The 15488-nt window shown below is 69.9% G+C and carries 21 protein-coding genes; 3 read left to right on the forward strand and 18 right to left on the reverse strand.

The features are described 5' to 3' along the window. Positions 1-114: 114 nt before the first annotated feature. From ABD832_RS39180 to ABD832_RS39205, 6 genes are all read right to left on the reverse strand, one after another. Positions 115-957: a phosphatidate cytidylyltransferase gene (locus ABD832_RS39180; protein WP_344906953.1), complete on the reverse strand. Its 843-nt coding sequence runs from the start codon at positions 955-957 to the stop codon at positions 115-117. Positions 958-1037: 80 nt separating this feature from the next. Continuing rightward, positions 1038-1595, reverse strand: a complete 558-nt coding sequence (gene frr, locus ABD832_RS39185) for a ribosome recycling factor (protein WP_344906956.1) — start codon at positions 1593-1595, stop codon at positions 1038-1040. Between the two features lie 202 nt (positions 1596-1797). Then, positions 1798-2565 carry a UMP kinase gene (pyrH, locus tag ABD832_RS39190; RefSeq protein ID WP_399187232.1) on the reverse strand — a complete coding sequence of 256 codons (768 nt, stop codon included), beginning with the start codon at positions 2563-2565 and terminating at the stop codon, positions 1798-1800. A gap of 61 nt (positions 2566-2626) precedes the next feature. After that, positions 2627-3460 carry a translation elongation factor Ts gene (gene tsf / locus ABD832_RS39195; RefSeq protein WP_344906962.1) on the reverse strand — a complete coding sequence of 278 codons (834 nt, stop codon included), beginning with the start codon at positions 3458-3460 and terminating at the stop codon, positions 2627-2629. A 113-nt stretch (positions 3461-3573) separates the two neighbouring features. Further along, on the reverse strand, positions 3574-4551 hold the full coding sequence (gene rpsB / locus ABD832_RS39200; protein WP_344906966.1) for a 30S ribosomal protein S2: 978 nt from the start codon (positions 4549-4551) through the stop codon (positions 3574-3576). A 391-nt stretch (positions 4552-4942) separates the two neighbouring features. Next, a complete protein-coding gene (locus tag ABD832_RS39205; protein WP_344906969.1) occupies positions 4943-5551 on the reverse strand; it encodes an ArsR/SmtB family transcription factor in 609 nt (202 codons plus the stop codon). Positions 5552-5619: 68 nt separating this feature from the next. Between ABD832_RS39205 and ABD832_RS39210 the strand changes: the two genes are divergently transcribed. Beyond that, positions 5620-6921, forward strand: coding sequence for an MFS transporter (locus ABD832_RS39210; protein WP_344906972.1), 1302 nt, complete (start codon positions 5620-5622; stop codon positions 6919-6921). Positions 6922-7061: 140 nt separating this feature from the next. On the opposite strand, the gene ABD832_RS39215 is transcribed toward ABD832_RS39210, so the two are convergent. Continuing rightward, positions 7062-8627, reverse strand: a complete 1566-nt coding sequence (locus ABD832_RS39215) for a CoA transferase (RefSeq protein ID WP_344906975.1) — start codon at positions 8625-8627, stop codon at positions 7062-7064. A gap of 449 nt (positions 8628-9076) precedes the next feature. Here ABD832_RS39215 and ABD832_RS39220 point away from each other — a divergent pair, with 449 nt between their 5' ends. After that, the gene (locus ABD832_RS39220) at positions 9077-9571 is read left to right on the forward strand and encodes a murein hydrolase activator EnvC family protein (protein ID WP_344907140.1); all 495 of its coding nucleotides are present in this window, start codon (positions 9077-9079) and stop codon (positions 9569-9571) included. Between the two features lie 303 nt (positions 9572-9874). On the opposite strand, the gene ABD832_RS39225 is transcribed toward ABD832_RS39220, so the two are convergent. From ABD832_RS39225 to ABD832_RS39240, 4 genes are all read right to left on the reverse strand, one after another. Then, positions 9875-10213: a cupin domain-containing protein gene (locus ABD832_RS39225; protein WP_344906977.1), complete on the reverse strand. Its 339-nt coding sequence runs from the start codon at positions 10211-10213 to the stop codon at positions 9875-9877. A gap of 185 nt (positions 10214-10398) precedes the next feature. Then, a complete protein-coding gene (locus ABD832_RS39230; RefSeq protein WP_344906979.1) occupies positions 10399-11103 on the reverse strand; it encodes a DNA-processing protein DprA in 705 nt (234 codons plus the stop codon). Between the two features lie 259 nt (positions 11104-11362). Next, positions 11363-11800 (reverse strand): GntR family transcriptional regulator, encoded by a 438-nt coding sequence (locus ABD832_RS39235; protein ID WP_344906982.1) that lies wholly within the window; start codon positions 11798-11800, stop codon positions 11363-11365. A gap of 238 nt (positions 11801-12038) precedes the next feature. Next, a complete protein-coding gene (locus ABD832_RS39240; RefSeq protein ID WP_344907143.1) occupies positions 12039-12281 on the reverse strand; it encodes a GntR family transcriptional regulator in 243 nt (80 codons plus the stop codon). Between the two features lie 99 nt (positions 12282-12380). Between ABD832_RS39240 and ABD832_RS39245 the strand changes: the two genes are divergently transcribed. After that, positions 12381-12587 (forward strand): hypothetical protein, encoded by a 207-nt coding sequence (locus tag ABD832_RS39245; RefSeq protein ID WP_344906985.1) that lies wholly within the window; start codon positions 12381-12383, stop codon positions 12585-12587. A gap of 149 nt (positions 12588-12736) precedes the next feature. On the opposite strand, the gene ABD832_RS39250 is transcribed toward ABD832_RS39245, so the two are convergent. From ABD832_RS39250 to ABD832_RS39280, 7 genes are all read right to left on the reverse strand, one after another. Further along, a complete protein-coding gene (locus ABD832_RS39250) occupies positions 12737-12883 on the reverse strand; it encodes a hypothetical protein (RefSeq protein WP_344906992.1) in 147 nt (48 codons plus the stop codon). Positions 12884-13271: 388 nt separating this feature from the next. Then, on the reverse strand, positions 13272-13523 hold the full coding sequence (locus tag ABD832_RS39255; RefSeq protein WP_344906995.1) for a hypothetical protein: 252 nt from the start codon (positions 13521-13523) through the stop codon (positions 13272-13274). Then, positions 13520-13807, reverse strand: coding sequence for a DUF6247 family protein (locus ABD832_RS39260; RefSeq protein WP_344906998.1), 288 nt, complete (start codon positions 13805-13807; stop codon positions 13520-13522). Before ABD832_RS39260 ends, ABD832_RS39255 begins: the two co-directional genes overlap by 4 nt. A 96-nt stretch (positions 13808-13903) precedes the next feature. Continuing rightward, positions 13904-14134 (reverse strand): hypothetical protein, encoded by a 231-nt coding sequence (locus ABD832_RS39265; RefSeq protein ID WP_344907001.1) that lies wholly within the window; start codon positions 14132-14134, stop codon positions 13904-13906. Positions 14135-14207: 73 nt separating this feature from the next. Beyond that, entirely contained in the window at positions 14208-14492 is a 285-nt protein-coding gene (locus ABD832_RS39270; protein WP_344907004.1) for a hypothetical protein, read from the reverse strand. A 3-nt stretch (positions 14493-14495) separates the two neighbouring features. Continuing rightward, positions 14496-14810 (reverse strand): hypothetical protein, encoded by a 315-nt coding sequence (locus ABD832_RS39275; protein WP_344907007.1) that lies wholly within the window; start codon positions 14808-14810, stop codon positions 14496-14498. Between the two features lie 90 nt (positions 14811-14900). Beyond that, complete coding sequence (locus ABD832_RS39280) at positions 14901-15437, reverse strand: hypothetical protein (protein WP_344907010.1); 537 nt, start codon at positions 15435-15437, stop codon at positions 14901-14903. Between the last annotated feature and the right edge of the window lie 51 nt (positions 15438-15488).

The following is a 15488-nucleotide window of genomic DNA, read 5'->3' on the forward strand; positions in this document are numbered from 1 at the left end:
CGTCCTCCGCTCGGGGCCGTACCGGTTACAGGTACGGCCCGGAGCGCGGGACGGCGGGGACGGACGGCGCGGTCCGTGACGGGTGGTGCGGCCCGGCCGGTGGCGCGGGCGGGCTCAGGCCAGCAGCATGAGCAGCACCCAGACCGGGATCAGCGCCGCCACCATGGAGTCCAGGCGGTCCATCATGCCGCCGTGGCCGGGCAGCACGCTGCCCATGTCCTTGACGCCGAGATCGCGTTTGATCACCGACTCGACCAGGTCGCCGAGGGTGGCGAAGACCACGATCACCGCGCCGATCAGGACGCCCTTCCAGATCTCCTCCTGCAGCAGCCACGCCACCAGCCAGCCGCCCACGGCCATGCAGGCCAGCGCCGACCCGGCGAAGCCCTCCCAGGTCTTCTTGGGGCTGATCACCCGTGCCATCGGGTGGCGGCCCAGCGATATCCCGGCGAAGTAACCGCCGATGTCGCTCGCGGCCGTGGTGGCGATGAAGACCACCACTCGTCCCGGGCCGTCGTCCGGGTTGGCGAGGAGCAGCGCGACGAACCCGGCGAGCAGCGAGGGATAGACGACGACCAGGATCGTCGCGGTGATGTCGCGGACGTAGTTCTCGGTGCCCTTGAACATCCGCCAGATCATCAGCACCAGCACGGTCATCGCGAAGACACCGACCAGCCAGGTGGCCCCGCCCCAGGACGAACCGGTCAGCTCCGAGCCCCAGTACGCTCCGGCCAGCATGGCGGCCATGCCGGCCAGCACCGGGATCAGCGGCACCTTGATGCCCCGGACCTCGAACGAGCGCACCAGCTCGGTCACGCCGATGCCCACCGCCGCGATCACCACCGCGAGGAAGAGCACCTTTACGAAGTAGAGGGAGAGGATGATGACCGCAGCCAGAGCGAGCCCCACCGCCACGGCGACGGGAAGGTTCCGGCCGGTACGGCTACTGCCCGCCACGGGTTCCACAGGGGTCCTACTTTCCTACACGCACAAAATCCCTGTCCCGCACGGGGCCCGCGCGGGACAAGGATCAGGACTCAGACCTCGAGAAGCTCGGCTTCCTTGTGCTTGAGCAGCTCATCGATCTTGGCGACGTGCTTCTGGGTGAGATCGTCGAGCTCCTTCTCCGCGCGGCGCACCTCGTCCTCACCGGCCTCGCCGTCCTTGATCATCTTGTCCAGGGTCTCCTTCGCGCTGCGACGGATGTTACGGATCGAGACCTTGGACTGCTCCGCCTTGTTCCTGGCGACCTTGATGTACTCCCTGCGGCGCTCCTCCGACAGCTCGGGGAAGGCCACCCGGATCACGGCTCCGTCGTTGCCGGGGTTCACCCCCAGGTCGGAGTTGCGGATCGCCTTCTCGATCGCGGCCATCGAGCCCTTGTCGAAGGGCTGGATGATGACCATGCGCGCCTCGGGCACGTGGAACGAGGCAAGCTGCTGAATGGGGGTGGGCGTCCCGTAGTACTCAGCGCTGATCTTGTTGAACATCGACGGGGTGACACGGCCCGTGCGGATGGCCGCGAAGTCGTCCTTCGCCACCGAAACGGCCTTGTCCATCTTTTCCTCGGCTTCGAGGAGGGTTTCGTCGATCACAGCGGCTCCCTGTCTTCTCGGTCACTCCCCATCCTCACGCACTTCGCGGGACGCCATCACCGCGGTGGCCCACCCGGGGCCGCCGTGGCTCGCGTACCACTCCGCTCGCTGCGTCAGGTTCGCATCCTGTCTTCTCGCTCGCTCACCGCCGGGGCACGCCGGGCTCACGCCCGTTCCGCCCGCCCCGGGGTTCGCTCCCGCGCTAGTGCGCCGGGCTCACCAGCGTCCCGATCTTCTCACCGCGCACCGCGCGCAGGATGTTGCCCTCACCCATGAGGTCGAAGACCACGATGGGCAGGTTGTTGTCCATGCACAGGCTGATGGCGGTGGCGTCCATGACCCCGAGACCGCGGGTCAGCACCTCACCGTATTCGAGGTGATCGAACCGGACGGCGTCGGGGTTCTTGCGGGGGTCGTCGTCGTAGACGCCGTCCACCTGGGTGCCCTTGAGCAGCGCCTCGGCACCGATCTCCAGCGCCCGCTGCGCGGCGCAGGTGTCGGTGGAGAAGAACGGCGAGCCGAGCCCCGCCCCGAAGATGACCACGCGGCCCTTCTCCAGGTGACGGATGGCCCGGCGGGGCAGGAACGGCTCGGCGACCTGCTGCATGGTGATCGCGGTCTGGACGCGGGTGTCGACGCCCCGCTTCTCCAGGAAGTCCTGGAGGGCCAGGCAGTTGATGACCGTGCCGAGCATGCCCATGTAGTCGGCCCTGGCCCGGTCCATGCCGCGCTCGGCCATGGCGGCGCCGCGGAACATGTTCCCGCCGCCCACGACCACCGAGACCTGCACGCCACCGCGTACGGCCTCGGCGATCGAGTCGGCGAGGTGCCCGACGACGCCGGGGTCGATGCCCAGCGGCTCACCGCCGGCGAACGCCTCACCGGACAGCTTCAACATCACCCGCTTCCAGCGGAGCGGGTCCGGATACGAAGAAACCGCCGGCGTAGCGGGTCCTGGGTTCTCCTGCACGACGGCGGCCTCCTCGTTCGGTGCTCTGCGTGAAGAGCGGATGTCAGGGACCGGTCAGGGACTAGGCCTGGCCGACCTTGAAACGGACGAAGGCCTGGACCTTGACACCGTTCTCGTCCGCGAACTTCGCCACGGACTTCTTGTTGTCCTTGACGAAGGACTGCTCAAGGAGCGTGAAGTCCTTGTACCAGCCGTTGATCCGGCCATCGACGATCTTGCCGATGGCCGCCTCGGGCTTGCCCTCGTCGCGGGTCATCTCCTCGAAGAGCGCCCGCTCCTTCTCGACGACGTCGGCCGGGACCTCGGCGGGGCTGAGGTACTTGGGGGCCATCGCGGCGGCGTGCTGCGCGATGTCCTTGGCGACGTCGGCGTTGGCGGTGTCGAGCTGCACGAGCACGCCGACCGCCGGGGGGAGCTGGGGGTCGGTCTTGTGCATGTACGAGCCGATGAAGCCGCCCTCGAGCACGGCGAACCGGCGGATCTCGATCTTCTCGCCGAGCGCGGCGTTGGCCTCGTCCAGGTGCGCCTTGACGCTCCTGCCGTCCAGCTCGGACTCGAGCAGCGAGGGCACGTCGGCGGGCCTGGAGGCCAGGACGTGCGTCACGACCTGGGCCGCGAGCTCCTGGAACCGCTCGCCCTTGGCGACGAAGTCGGTCTCGCAGTTGAGCTCCAGCAGCGCCGCGGCGGAGTCGCCGTCCTGCTTGAGGGCGACCAGGCCGTTGGAGGCGGTACGGGCCTCACGCTTGCCGACGTCCTTGGCACCCTTGAGACGGAGGAGCTCGACCGCGCGGTCGAAGTCCCCCTCGGACTCCTCGAGAGCCTTCTTGCAGTCCATCATGCCGGCGGCGGTCAGCTCACGAAGCCGCTTGACGTCGGCCATGTTCACGGAAGCCATTGTCTTTTCCTCGTGGGAATCGTCGTGGATCGGGTGGGTGCCCCCGACTGGGCGGCACCCACCCGGAAGGGTCGTGCGGGTCGTACGGCCGCACAGGGCCGTACGAGGAGGAACTAGGCCTGCTTCTCGGTGTTCTCGCCGTTCTCGGTGCCGTCGCCCTCGGCGGCCGGGGCCGTCTCGGCGGGGGCCTCGGCGGCCTCCGCGGGGGCGTCGGCCTCCTCGGTGGCCTCGGTGGCATCGGTGTCGGTGACCTCGGCCGGAGCCTCGGCGGCCGGGGCCGTCTCGGCGGGGGCGGGGGTCTCGTCGCTGCGGGTCAGCAGCTCCTGCTCCCACTCGGCCAGCGGCTCGGCGCCACCGGCGACGGCCGGCTTGTCGTCGCCGCCGCGGTTGGCACCGGCGCGGGCCATGAGCCCGGCGGCGACGGCGTCGGCGACGACGCGGGTCAGCAGGCCGACGGCGCGGATGGCGTCGTCGTTACCCGGGATCGGGTAGTCGACCTCGTCGGGGTCGCAGTTGGTGTCGAGAATGGCCACGACCGGGATGTGAAGCTTGCGAGCCTCGCTGATCCCGATGTGCTCCTTCTTGGTGTCGACGATCCACACCGCGCTGGGGATCCGGGACATGTCGCGGATGCCGCCCAGGGTGCGCTCCAGCTTCTCCTTCTCGCGGCGGCGCATGAGGAGCTCCTTCTTCGTGAGCCCCGAGGCGGCCACGTTGTCGAAGTCGAGCTCCTCCAGCTCCTTCAGGCGCTGGAGCCTCTTGTGCACGGTGGAGAAGTTGGTCAGCATGCCACCCAGCCAGCGCTGGTTGACGTACGGCATCCCGACGCGGGCGGCCTGCTCGGCGATGGCCTCCTGGGCCTGCTTCTTCGTGCCGATGAACATGATCGTGCCGCCGTGCGCGACGGTCTCCTTGACGAAGTCGTAGGCCCGGTCGATGAAGGCCAGCGACTTCTGCAGGTCGATGATGTAGATGCCGTTGCGCTCGGTGAAGATGAAGCGCTTCATCTTCGGGTTCCAGCGGCGCGTCTGGTGGCCGAAGTGCACGCCGCTCTCGAGCAGCTGTCGCATGGTGACGACGGGGGTGGACATTGATTGTCCTCCAGGTCGGGGCGCCCATCGCTGGGCGCTGTTCTCGGTTGGACGCGACGGCCAGCGGCCGTCGCCCTGATGCCCCGCACCGGACCCGGCCGGGCTCTCACCCGGACCGAAGGGACCGCGGTTCTCGACGGGGCATGCGAAGTCGGCCCGTGACTCACAGGCCATCAAAAAGTGTACCCGCAACCGGGCCTCCCCCCGACCCGTGACCTCCGGGCCGGTCCGGCCCCCCACAGGTGACGCCCGGACGGGTCCGGTCCCCGGGAACAGGCCGTACGGGCCCCGGGCGGCTCGGGGAGGCCGTGCGCGCGGGTGCGGGGCCCTCCGGGAGGCGTACGGCGGACTCGGGCACCGCCGGACATACCGCACGTGCCGCGCGAGCGGGTCAGCTGTCCCTGGGGATGCCGTGCGGACGTCGCCGGGCACGCGGGAAGAGACTGACCTGAGCCTCGGCGACCCTGGCCCCGGCGGGAGCGTCCGCCCGGTCCCTGACCGTGGTCTTGTACGGGGCGAGCAGCTCGTCGATCCGCTCGTTCAGCCACCTCAGCTCCTCGGCGTCCACCAGCAGGATCGCCCGGTTGAACATCGCGGCCTCCCGCCACTGCCTGGACTCCCGCTCCAGGGCCTCCAGCCCCCGGGTGGCCTCGTCCGCCGCCTGGTCCCGGAACGCCTTGATCAGGAACTCCTTGGCGGCCCGGACGTCCGGGCCGTCGTCGGGGTCGGGGCTGACGCTCAGGCCCGGCCCGCTGGAACGCCACAGGCGCTCCCTGCCGTCACCGCGGTCGGGCGCGTCCTCGACGAAGCCGTACTTGGCGAGCATCCGCAGGTGGTAGCTGGCCGCGCTGGGCGTGACCCCGACCACCTCGGCCATCTCGGTCGCGGTGCAGGGTCCCTCGGCCTGGAGGCGGTTCAGGATCGCGAGCCGCGCGGGATGCGCCAGCGCGCGCATCGCCGTGGGGTCGGTGAGGGACTTGCGCTTCGGCACCTCGGTCATGTGCAGACCGTACCCACTCCAGATGTGAAGGGTTGTCTTCATATGTGTGAAGGATTACCTTCACACATATGAAGCATTTCCTTCAGACTTCCCGGCGGGCCTCCCGGAGCCCGGAGGACCCCGCACCCCCCGCCGGCCGTCCCGTACCGCTCAGGAGGCAGCGCGACTACCGGCTGCTGTTCACCGCCCGCGCCGTCACCGAGACCGGCACCGAGATCTCCCGGCTGGCGGTACCGCTGACCGCCGCCGCCCTGCTGGGCGCCTCCCCCGCCCAGATGGGCGCGCTCACCGCCGCGACCTCGCTGCCCCACCTGCTGTTCGGCCTCCAGGCCGGGGCCCTGGCCGACCGGCTGAGACGGCACCGCCCGGTCATGGTCGGCTGCGACCTGGTCTCCGCGCTCGCCATGGCGACCGTTCCCGCCGCCTGGGCCGTGGGCGTGCTGACCGTCCCCTGGCTGGTCGCGGTGGCGTTCGTCGTCGGCACCTGCTCGGCGATCTTCCGGGCGGCCGCCTTCCCGCACCTGACCACGGTGGTGCCCGAGAACCGGCGGACCGAGGCGCTCGCGGGCTTCCAGTCCGCCTTCGCGGTGGCCACCGTCGGCGGTCCCGGCCTGGCCGGCCTGCTCGTCCAGCTGATCACCGCGCCGTTCGCGCTCCTGGTCGACGCGCTCTCGTTCCTGGCCTCGGCGTTCCTGATCCGGTCGATCGCGGCACCGGAGAACCACGTCCCGGCTCCCCCGCGCGGCATGTGGACCGAGATCCGCGAGGGTCTGGGCGCGGTGGCCCGCAACCCGGTGCTGCGCGCGCTCTGCGGCGCCGGGGTCACGATCAACTTCTTCGGCGGCGCGTTCATGGCGCTGTTCGTGATCTACTCCCTCACCGTGGTGCACCTGCCGGCAGGGCTGGTCGGCGCGGTCACCGCCTGCTTCGGCGTCGGCGGCCTGCTGGGCGCGGCCGTCGTACCACGGCTGACCAGGCGGTTCGGCGAGAACGCCGTCGTGACCTGTGCCGCGCTGCTCTTCCCGATCGACTTCGCGACCACCGCCCTGGTCTCGGGACCGCCCTGGCGCAGCTTCCTGTTCCTGGCCGTCAGCGCGGTGATCTCCGGCCTCGGGGTCGTGGCCTTCTCCATCTGCATGGGCACCATCACCCTGCGCGAGGCCCCCGCCGAGCTGCGCGGCCGGGTCAACGCCACCCAGTCGTTCATGATCCAGGGCGTCGTCACCCTGGGCGGCCTCGGCGGCGGCCTGGCCGGCGAGCTGCTGGGGCTGCGCCCGGTGTTCTGGATCTCCGCGGCCGGAGTGCTGACCGCGACCGGCTGGATCCTGCTCTCCCCGCTCCGCCACTTCTCCGCGGCGCGTACGCCGTGATTCCCGGGATCCTCGGGAGCTTCCGGGAGCCCGGGGGTTTCGGGGGTTCCGGGGTTCCGAGGGTTCCCGGGATCCTGCGCGGGTGGGCGCGACCTGCCGGACCCGGGTCGGCCCGGCAGACCGGCGGACCACCGGCCGGCTCACCACCAGGCGGGCGGGTGTTCTCCCTGCCGGGGAGGGGGGCTCGACCAGTACGGCGATCTTCCGCCGACCGTGCCCGGGGGCCGGAGGTGGGTGAGGCGCCCGAAGGCGCTCTCCGTCTCCTGGAGCAGATCGGCGACGTCCGGCTCCGGTGTCGCCGCGCCGTCGACGCGGCCCAGACCGTCCAGCCAGTGCGCGGTACGGGCCAGGGAGAGCTCCACCCTCCAGGAGCCGCCCTCGACGGACCGGCGAAGCAGCCCGGCCACCGCGCCGAAGGCCGCCAGATGGCCGGTGGCGTGATCGAGGACCTGGGCGGGCAGCGGACACGGCCGCGAGCCGTCACCGCCCTCGTGGGCGATACCGCAGGCAATCTGCACCAGGCTGTCGAACCCCCGCCTGCCCGCCCAGGGCCCGTGCCCGCCGTACGCCGAGATGTCCACGCACACGATCCCGGGCCTGATCGCCGCCAGCTCCCGGGGACCGAACCCGAGCGCTTCCAGCGCCCCCGGCCGGTATGACTGCACGAACACGTCCGCCCCGGCCACCAGGGCGCGCAACCCGGCCCTTCCCTGTCGCGTCCTGAGGTCCAGGTGACAGGAGCGCTTGCCGAACGCGGAGCCGATCACCGCCCCGGGCACCTCGGGAAGGTGCCCGGCCCCGACCCTGAGCACCCGGGCCCCGTGCGAGGCCAGCACCCGCGTGGCGTAGGGACCGGAGAGCACCCTCGTCAGGTCGAGCACCCGGACCCCTTCCAGCGCCCGCTCGCCCCGGGTCCCAGGCCGCGCGCCCGTCCCGCCCTTCGCCTCGATTCCGCCTCTCGTCTCGAAGCCGACGGGGCCGATGGGTCGGTCGGGGCCGTCAGGGCCGTCAGGGCCGTCAGGGCGGTCGAAGCCGTCGGGGCCGTCGGGGCCGTCAGAGCGGTCAGGGCCGTCGGAGCCATTAGAGGTGTCGGGGCCGTCGGGACCATCAAGGCAGTCGGGGCCGTCAGGGCGGGCAGGGCCGTCGGAGCCGTCGGGGCCGTCGATGCGGGTCAACCGGACGAGCGGTGACGCGGCCACCGCCCGGAACTGCGGGTGCCCTCGCCACTCGGCGCGGTCGCGCATGGCCGCGGCACATCCTCCCGCCCTCGTCACCGCCTCTTCGATCTCGACGGCGCCGCGACCGGCGCAGGCGCGGATGACGGCGTCCGCGTTCGCGCCGGCCGGTAGGTCCAGTGCCATAAGGGCGGCATCGCGGTGGTGATCGAAATTGCAGTGCAGCCGGACCCAGCCGTCCGCGGTCCGGTAGTCGCCCGACAGGGGAGCCCACAGATCCACGGGTGCCCCATTGATCCTGAGATGACGCTCGTCCCGGAAGGCCACCGCCGCCTCCCGCACGTCCACCGCGGCCTCGCTCCCGTCACCCCGGAACGCCGCGACCGCCGCGGTAGCGGCTCCGACCGCGATGGCCGCGGCCGTCCCCACCCGGAAGACCGAGGGCAGCACCGGGTCGCTCCCGCTCACCCGGAGCGGCGGCAGCGTGATCCCCAGCTCTGCGGCCAGCTTACGAACATGGTCTTCGACCACGTGCCCCTCCTTCCGGCGGCCTGTCCACAGAATCGTGTTCGGCGCCGTCGTCCTGCTGTGGAATCCCCATGCTCACACTCATGAGATCCGTCCACGCTCTGGGGCTGCCGATCCTGCTGTGCCCACTGGTCCTGGCATCGGCGTCGACGTCGGCACCTGCGTCGGCCGACGTCCACCTGCCGACCTCCCGGCCCGGCATGCGAACGACCGGCCACGTCGCCACTTCGGACGCGGCCTCCACCCCGATGGCGACGAACACACCGGGAACGACGCCCCCGGCAGGAACGACCCTGGCAAGAACGACGCTGACGACAGGAACAGCCGCGGTGAGAACGACGCCTACGGCAGGAATGAGTCCGACGAGAACAACGCCCCCGGTGGGAACGGCCCCGGCGAGAAGGACGCTCACGACAGGAAGGACCGCGGTGAGAACAACGCCCTCGACAGGAATGGGCCTGGCGGGAACGAGGCGCCCGGATCGGGGCTCCGCCTCGCGATGGGGGTGGCCGCTCGCCGGGCGGCCACGGATACCTCGCGGGTTCGCGCCACCGCCGCGACCGTGGCTGGCGGGCCACCGGGGCGTCGATCTCACCGCCTCCCCCGGGGCCGAGGTGTACGCCGCGGGGGCGGGAACGATCGGTTACGCGGGACGGCTCGCCGGGCGGGGAGTGGTGACCGTGCTTCACCGTTCCGGCCTGCGAACGACCTACCTGCCGGTCCGGCCCACGGTGCGACGCGGGCAGACGGTCGGCGCCGGGGACGTGATCGGTGTTCTCGAGGACGTCCCGGGCCACTGTGCCACCACCTGCCTGCACTGGGGGCTGCTCAGAGGCCGCGCCTACCTCGACCCCCTGCTCCTCCTCGGCCACGGCCAGGTCCGTCTGCTCCCCCTCCGCCCCGCCACCCCGCCCTCATCCCCGCTCCTTCTCGGCGTACAGCCGTGACCGGAAAAGCGACACCGGACGGCCTCGTGTCCGAGCGATCACCCCGTCGGAGACGAGCGATCACCCCCGTAGAAAAGGCCGACCGCGTCTCCCGTTGCCCGGCCTGCCGGGCACCAGGCACGGGCACAGGCACGTCTTCGGGCACGGGCGCAAGCACGTCTTTGGGCACGGCACAGGCACGTCTTCGGGCAGAACCGCCGCACGCGGCCACCGGGGCTCATCGGGGCTCATCGGGGCTCATCGGGGCTCATGGGGGCTCATCGGCCTGTGATGGAGCGCAAAGATCGACCGAGGCGTGGGGCCTTACCGGCCCGGCGCGCGGGAGCCGTACGCCGGGCCGAACACCACCAGCAGCGACAGGTCCTCGGTCACCTCGTCGAACCGGTGCTCCTCACCCGCCGGTACGAAGATCACCGCACCGGGGCCCACCTCGGCCGTACCGCCGGGTGTCACGATCCTGGCCCGCCCCGCGGTGACCACGTAGATCTCGTCCTCGGTGTGCGGGCTCTGGTCGTCGATCCCGCCGGCGGGGATGCAGTACGTTCCCACCGACAGATCCGGCGTCCTCAGCTGCTCCACCCAGTCATTGACCGCTCCGGCGGCGGGTGGCGCCCATGTCCCCGCACCTTCGATGATCTGCATGGCGGAAGCATAGTCACAGCCTGCCTCCGGCCATCGCGGCGTGCGCGACCGGGCAGCACGCCCGACCGGACAGCCTGCCCGACCGGGCGCACCCTCGTAGGGCAGCCTGCTCGACCGAGCCCCCTGGAGTCCACTCGGCCACGTACCGATGATGCCGACGCGTGCCGATCCGCTCGAAAGAGGGACTACCCGCCGGCGGGCCGGTCGGGGCGGAGGCGCCAGCCCCGGGAGACGCGTTCGACGTAGCCCGCCGCGGCCAGCCCGCCGAGACAGGAGATCGCGGTGTCCAGGTCGACCCCGGCGGCGACCGCGATCGTCGCCGGTCCCACGCCGATCCGGGTGGGCATGGCCTCGACGACCCTGCGGCTGTCCGGATCGAGGCTATCGCGGGGAAGGACCGGACCACGTGGCTCGGGAGCCAGATCCACGCCCATCGTGCCCATGAGTTCGATCACCTCCTCGGGGCCGGTGACGCAGGTGGCTCTGCCCTGGCGAATCAGCCGATGACACCCGATCGAGGCCTCCGAGGTCACCGGGCCGGGCACGGCGGCCAAGTGGCGGTTGAGCGCGACCGCGTGCCCGGCGGTGTTGAGGGCCCCGCTGCGCACGGCCGCCTCGACGATCACGGTGCCCCGGGACAGGGCCGCGATGAGGCGGTTCCTGACCAGGAACCTCGGCCGGGTCGGGTGGGCACCCAGGGGAGACTCGCTGACCAGCACTCCCCGCGTACGGATGGCGGCGAAAAGCTGCTGGTGCGAGCTGGGATAGGCGACATCGGCGCCACACGCGAGCACGGCGACGGTCGGCGCCTCACAGGCGAGGGCGCCGCGGTGGGCCGCGCCGTCGATGCCGTGGGCGCCACCGGATGGTGGCGTCCGTAAATGGGACATGATGGGGCGGTGTTGGCGGCCGCGAACCGTACACGAGCATGCGGGTGGTTCAGGTTAGTAGCAAACCCCTTCTTTACTGGTGACATAACTCATGGGGGCGGCTACGATTCAAACCCCCGTGAGATCACGTGGCGAGGGATGGGCAGCCGCACCGTTGCCAGTCCATCCGAGGCGAACGGTAGCGGTGCGGCCCTCACGGGCAAGCGGGCCACCCCGGCAGGGTTAGTGCCGGGGTGGCCCTGTTCATGAGACGCCTGACTCAGCCCCTCGAGGCCTCATCGACGATCGGCGGCACCGCAAGCCGGGCCCGGTCCGCGGGAATCACCTCCGGCTCACCGCCCGGATGCTCCACCACGAACACCGGCACCCCCGGTGGAAGGTTCCAGCGGATCCGCTCGGCCGGCGTGGGCATGCGACTGGTGACCTGCCCGCCCGCGGGGAGCTCAACGACTTCCATCTCACGGTTTGCGCGCACCCGCGTCCCTGAGCCTCTCGTCGTGACGACCCGGCCCTCGGCACGCAGGACGCTGAGCGCGTCTCTGACGGTGTCGCGGCCGACCTCATGGATCTGAGCGAGACGCCCCTCGCTGGGGAGCTTCTCACCCGGACCATACTCGCCGCGCTCGATCGCGTCTCTGAGGAGGCTGGCGAGCCGCTCGTAGACGGAGTCGGGCGGGGACTGATCGATCACGATCATGAAGGCTAGGGGTAGTCGACAGCCCTTCAAGTTCTGGCCATAGGGCCACAACTTGGGATGTGAACAACCCGTTGTATAAGCGATTTCCCGCTCACAGCAGGCATTACGTGCGGACGCCCCCCTTCCCTGACAGGAAATGGGGCATTCCGGTTCGACGTCCTACCCGGCGCCAGCCCTCCGGCCGGGCGCACGAGAGCCCCGGCCCGGGCTCACCAGGTCGGGGCTCTCACGGTTCACGCTACTCGTCGGCCGGCGGCGGGGAGACGAACGTTCCGAGGCCGCGCACCGAGTAGGCGATGCCCTGCTCGCGCAGCCGGGTCAGAACCTTCCGGGCGGTGCCGCGCGCCACATCGAACTCCTGCACCAGCAGGTGCTCCGACGGCAGGGGCGTGTCGACCGGGTAGGTGCCGTCGGCGATCCTCGCTTTGAGGATGTCGGCCACCTGCTCCCACTTGGGCGCGTTGGGCCGCCATTCGATCATCACGGTAGAACCGTAGGCATCCCTACTGACCTGCGGATACCCAGGGTGATCTAAGAATCACTATGGTGAACCATGGTGATGCTCGCCTACGATGACCCCATGGAGCCGATCCCTCACTCCGCGTACGACGAGATGGTCATCGCCGCCCGCCAAGCCCTCGGCCGCGGCAACATCAAGGCCTTCCAGCTCACCCCGGCCGCGCTCCAGCTGGCCGAGGAGATGGGCATCGACCCGGCCGTGATTCGCACCGACTTCCTGCTGCAGGTGTACCGGGAGACGCTGGCCGGCCGCCCCCGCTACCTCTGAAAAGCCTCCGCCGGACGGTGCACGCCCGCGTCAACCGGGGTCCGGCGGAACCGGTGGCCCTCTCACTTCTGGAGGGGGGCGGAAGGGCCACCGGACACGAAGGGCCCCCACCGGCGCGGCGGGGGCCCTTCTCGTGCAACGCGGGAAAACTACGGGCGCGCCAGAAGCGCAAGCAGATCCTCGCGGCCATACGCTGCCGCAAACACCACCACCACGATCGCGATGATGACAACCCGCACCTGCCGCCCCCAGCTCTCGGGGACGGACACGCTCATCATGAAGTTCTTGCTGCCCACAGGGCGGCTCCTCGCTGTCGTTGGACATGATCGCCGGACCCGGGGACCGCTCAGCGGCAGAGCGCTACACTGGACATTGTTGACATGCCAGAACAGCGTTCGGACCCAGGTCCAGCTTGTTCTACAGAAGCCCGGCCCCTCGCCAAAGGGGTCGGGCTTTCTTGTTGGCCGTAATAGTAGCGCTTCTTCAACGCTGCGCCGCATCAAGTCGCATATGACTCGACAGACCCGGCGCCGACTTAATACATACTGCTACCACCTGCTGCGATGCATTAAGTTCGACGGTTTACGCCAGGCCCGAGGTTTTGAGGTTTTGGCTTTTCACGGAAAAACCAAAACTCCAAAACCCCATTGAGCTGCGATGGGCGACATCAGACCTCGTCGTCCGTCACCCCACCCAGAGGACGTCCACCACCCGAACCACCTCGACCGAGTCCAGGATCAGGAACGTCACGAAGCCGCGCCCGCCGCCGAAGTCCGCGCGCCGCACCTGCGGGTCATCGGTGGCCATCGTGGTCAGCGGATCGTAGGGGTTCTCACAGACCTCGGCCATCCCGGCCGCCAAGGCACCGAGCGCGTCGACAGGGAACCCGCCGAGCTGGCCGAGCGCCCGCTCCGACAGGTCAGGGCGGAACGTCACCGGCGGCGGGCCAGCTCAGCTTCCAGCGCCTCCCCCAGCGGCACGCCGGGCCCGGTCTTCGCCTCTTCGATCGCCTCGTAGTAGCCCGGCCGGCTGGCGGCCACCACGACCAGACTCCACCGGCGCAGCAGCCGACCCAGATCCTGGTAGCGGGCCATGTCGTCGCGGGCCGCCTCGAGGGCCTGCCGGTACTGGCGCAGGAACTCCGGCCGCTCCCGCTCCGGCAGGCCCCGCAGGATCGTCTGCGGGTCGTGCGGGTCGTCCTCGACGGGCTGGGCGCTCATGATGCCACGGTACCTGCGGGGGGCGGGCTGCCGCTGGCCGAACACGAAGGGCCCCGCCGGCGTACGGCGGGGCCCTTCTCGTGTGAGCGCGGGAGCCTACGAGTCGACGCCCTCAAGGCGGGCTACGACGCGGGCGAGCAGGTCGCGAATCTCGATCTGGCCGGCCTTCAGGTCGGCCACGTCGTCGCGCATCGTGGCCTGCGTCTGCTCCAGGTTCGCGACGGAGTTCTGCAGCAGGCCGACAGAGGTCTCGATGCCGCCGAGGCGGGTCTTGATCTCGGCGATGTCGGTCTCGACGGTGGAGACGCGGTCCTCGATGTACGGCATGAGGTCAGGATAGGACGATCCCTGCGAACGCGGGCGGACTTGGCGCTGATCGCCTCCGCGCCGGAGATCCCGATCAATCATCCACGTATCCGATCGCGACAACATCGTATTGATCCGGGTTGCTGGGCGGATCATCAGTCCACAATCGAACCAACACGCGGAGCCCTCTGGGCAGATTGAACACCGTGATGGTCCGGTCCGTTGCGTCTATTTTCCAGTTGAATCGACCTTTCTTGGAGGACAGATTTTCGATTGCCTCGAGAAGGTCTTCGACGAGTTGCCGATCCTCCGGCGCGGCTCCGGCTTTCCACTTCATCACTGTTGCCTCAGTGTGCTCACTGATCCGGAGCCTGCGCACTGGCTACTCCCGTAGTCGCCTGACCAGGTCGGCGACGTCCCTCAGGTCCTCGGCGGGGCTGGGCTCGGTCGGCGCGTCGAGGATCGCCTGCCGGATCGCCGGATCGCCGTGAAGAAGGATCGTCGTTTTAATACTTTCCGCGAGGTGGACCAGGTGGTCAATATCACCGGTGCGCTTGAAAGCAGTAGCGGCACGGTAAACCGTTCTGAATATCTCCCGCTGCTCGCGCGAATTAAGGATGTCGTAAACCTGCATTGCCTTGACGACCTGGGGGTCGTCGAGAGGGATTTCGCCGGGATAGAAATTGATATCGGCCATTACGCTGGGCTCCTTGCTCTGCTCGTTCTGTCACGGTAGAGGTTGGGTTCGGCCCCGTCTGGTGGTGCGCCGAACCGGCATATCGGGGCGTCAGGCCGTCAGCGCGGTTCGCTCCTTGGCCAGCTCGGCGGCGAAGATGACGACCTCGTCCCGGCCGGCCGTCTCGCCGAGCTTGTCGCGGGCGACGGCCATCCACTCGAAGTAGTCGCCTCGGCTGTTGAGGTAGCTGCGCGCCGCCTGAGCCGCGGGCGACGGCTCCTCAGGAGCCTGCCGGGGGCGCAGGACGCGAGCGGGCCCCTTCCCTCCCGAGCGGACGTGGGCGCCACCCAGCGCTTCCCGGATGGCAGCGATGGCGGCCTCCCGCTCCTCGGGCGTTACCGAAGGCTCGTCAGGGTCCGCCGCCTGCTCGGCGGCGGGCTGCGGCTGGGCCTTGCGGACGGCGTAGGCGGCGGCGCGTTCGGCGTTGGCTCGGACCCGGTTGAGGTAGTCGGGCAGGTCGCCGCGTGCGGCGATCGTCCGGAAGTAGCTGTTCGGGTTTTCGATCTTGCCTTTGATGGCTTGTCGAATCTCCTTGATCACTTCTCTCATCTCGTCCACGGTGACCCCGGCCGAGGCCAGCGCCTCCATGACGACGCGCTCGTGGCTGAGGAGAGATGAGGAGTCGTGAGGAGACTGAGG

The organism is Streptosporangium longisporum (assembly GCF_039534895.1).
In the GTDB taxonomy this organism is placed as follows: domain Bacteria; phylum Actinomycetota; class Actinomycetes; order Streptosporangiales; family Streptosporangiaceae; genus Streptosporangium; species Streptosporangium longisporum.

What these genes read in the sequence shown, in the direction of transcription:
- ABD832_RS39245 (WP_344906985.1), top strand. Translation starts at nt 12,381, where the DNA reads ATGGAGCCGATCCCTCACTCCGCGTACGACGAGATGGTCATCGCCGCC.
- ABD832_RS39240 (WP_344907143.1), bottom strand. Translation starts at nt 12,281, where the DNA reads ATGATCGAATGGCGGCCCAACGCGCCCAAGTGGGAGCAGGTGGCCGAC.
- ABD832_RS39280 (WP_344907010.1), bottom strand. Translation starts at nt 15,437, where the DNA reads ATGGAGGCGCTGGCCTCGGCCGGGGTCACCGTGGACGAGATGAGAGAA.
- ABD832_RS39230 (WP_344906979.1), bottom strand. Translation starts at nt 11,103, where the DNA reads ATGTCCCATTTACGGACGCCACCATCCGGTGGCGCCCACGGCATCGAC.
- ABD832_RS39265 (WP_344907001.1), bottom strand. Translation starts at nt 14,134, where the DNA reads ATGCCGTACATCGAGGACCGCGTCTCCACCGTCGAGACCGACATCGCC.
- ABD832_RS39205 (WP_344906969.1), bottom strand. Translation starts at nt 5,551, where the DNA reads ATGACCGAGGTGCCGAAGCGCAAGTCCCTCACCGACCCCACGGCGATG.
- ABD832_RS39225 (WP_344906977.1), bottom strand. Translation starts at nt 10,213, where the DNA reads ATGCAGATCATCGAAGGTGCGGGGACATGGGCGCCACCCGCCGCCGGA.
- ABD832_RS39220 (WP_344907140.1), top strand. Translation starts at nt 9,077, where the DNA reads ATGGGCCTGGCGGGAACGAGGCGCCCGGATCGGGGCTCCGCCTCGCGA.
- ABD832_RS39235 (WP_344906982.1), bottom strand. Translation starts at nt 11,800, where the DNA reads ATGATCGTGATCGATCAGTCCCCGCCCGACTCCGTCTACGAGCGGCTC.
- ABD832_RS39210 (WP_344906972.1), top strand. Translation starts at nt 5,620, where the DNA reads ATGAAGCATTTCCTTCAGACTTCCCGGCGGGCCTCCCGGAGCCCGGAG.
- ABD832_RS39275 (WP_344907007.1), bottom strand. Translation starts at nt 14,810, where the DNA reads ATGGCCGATATCAATTTCTATCCCGGCGAAATCCCTCTCGACGACCCC.
- ABD832_RS39260 (WP_344906998.1), bottom strand. Translation starts at nt 13,807, where the DNA reads ATGAGCGCCCAGCCCGTCGAGGACGACCCGCACGACCCGCAGACGATC.
- tsf (WP_344906962.1), bottom strand. Translation starts at nt 3,460, where the DNA reads ATGGCTTCCGTGAACATGGCCGACGTCAAGCGGCTTCGTGAGCTGACC.
- rpsB (WP_344906966.1), bottom strand. Translation starts at nt 4,551, where the DNA reads ATGTCCACCCCCGTCGTCACCATGCGACAGCTGCTCGAGAGCGGCGTG.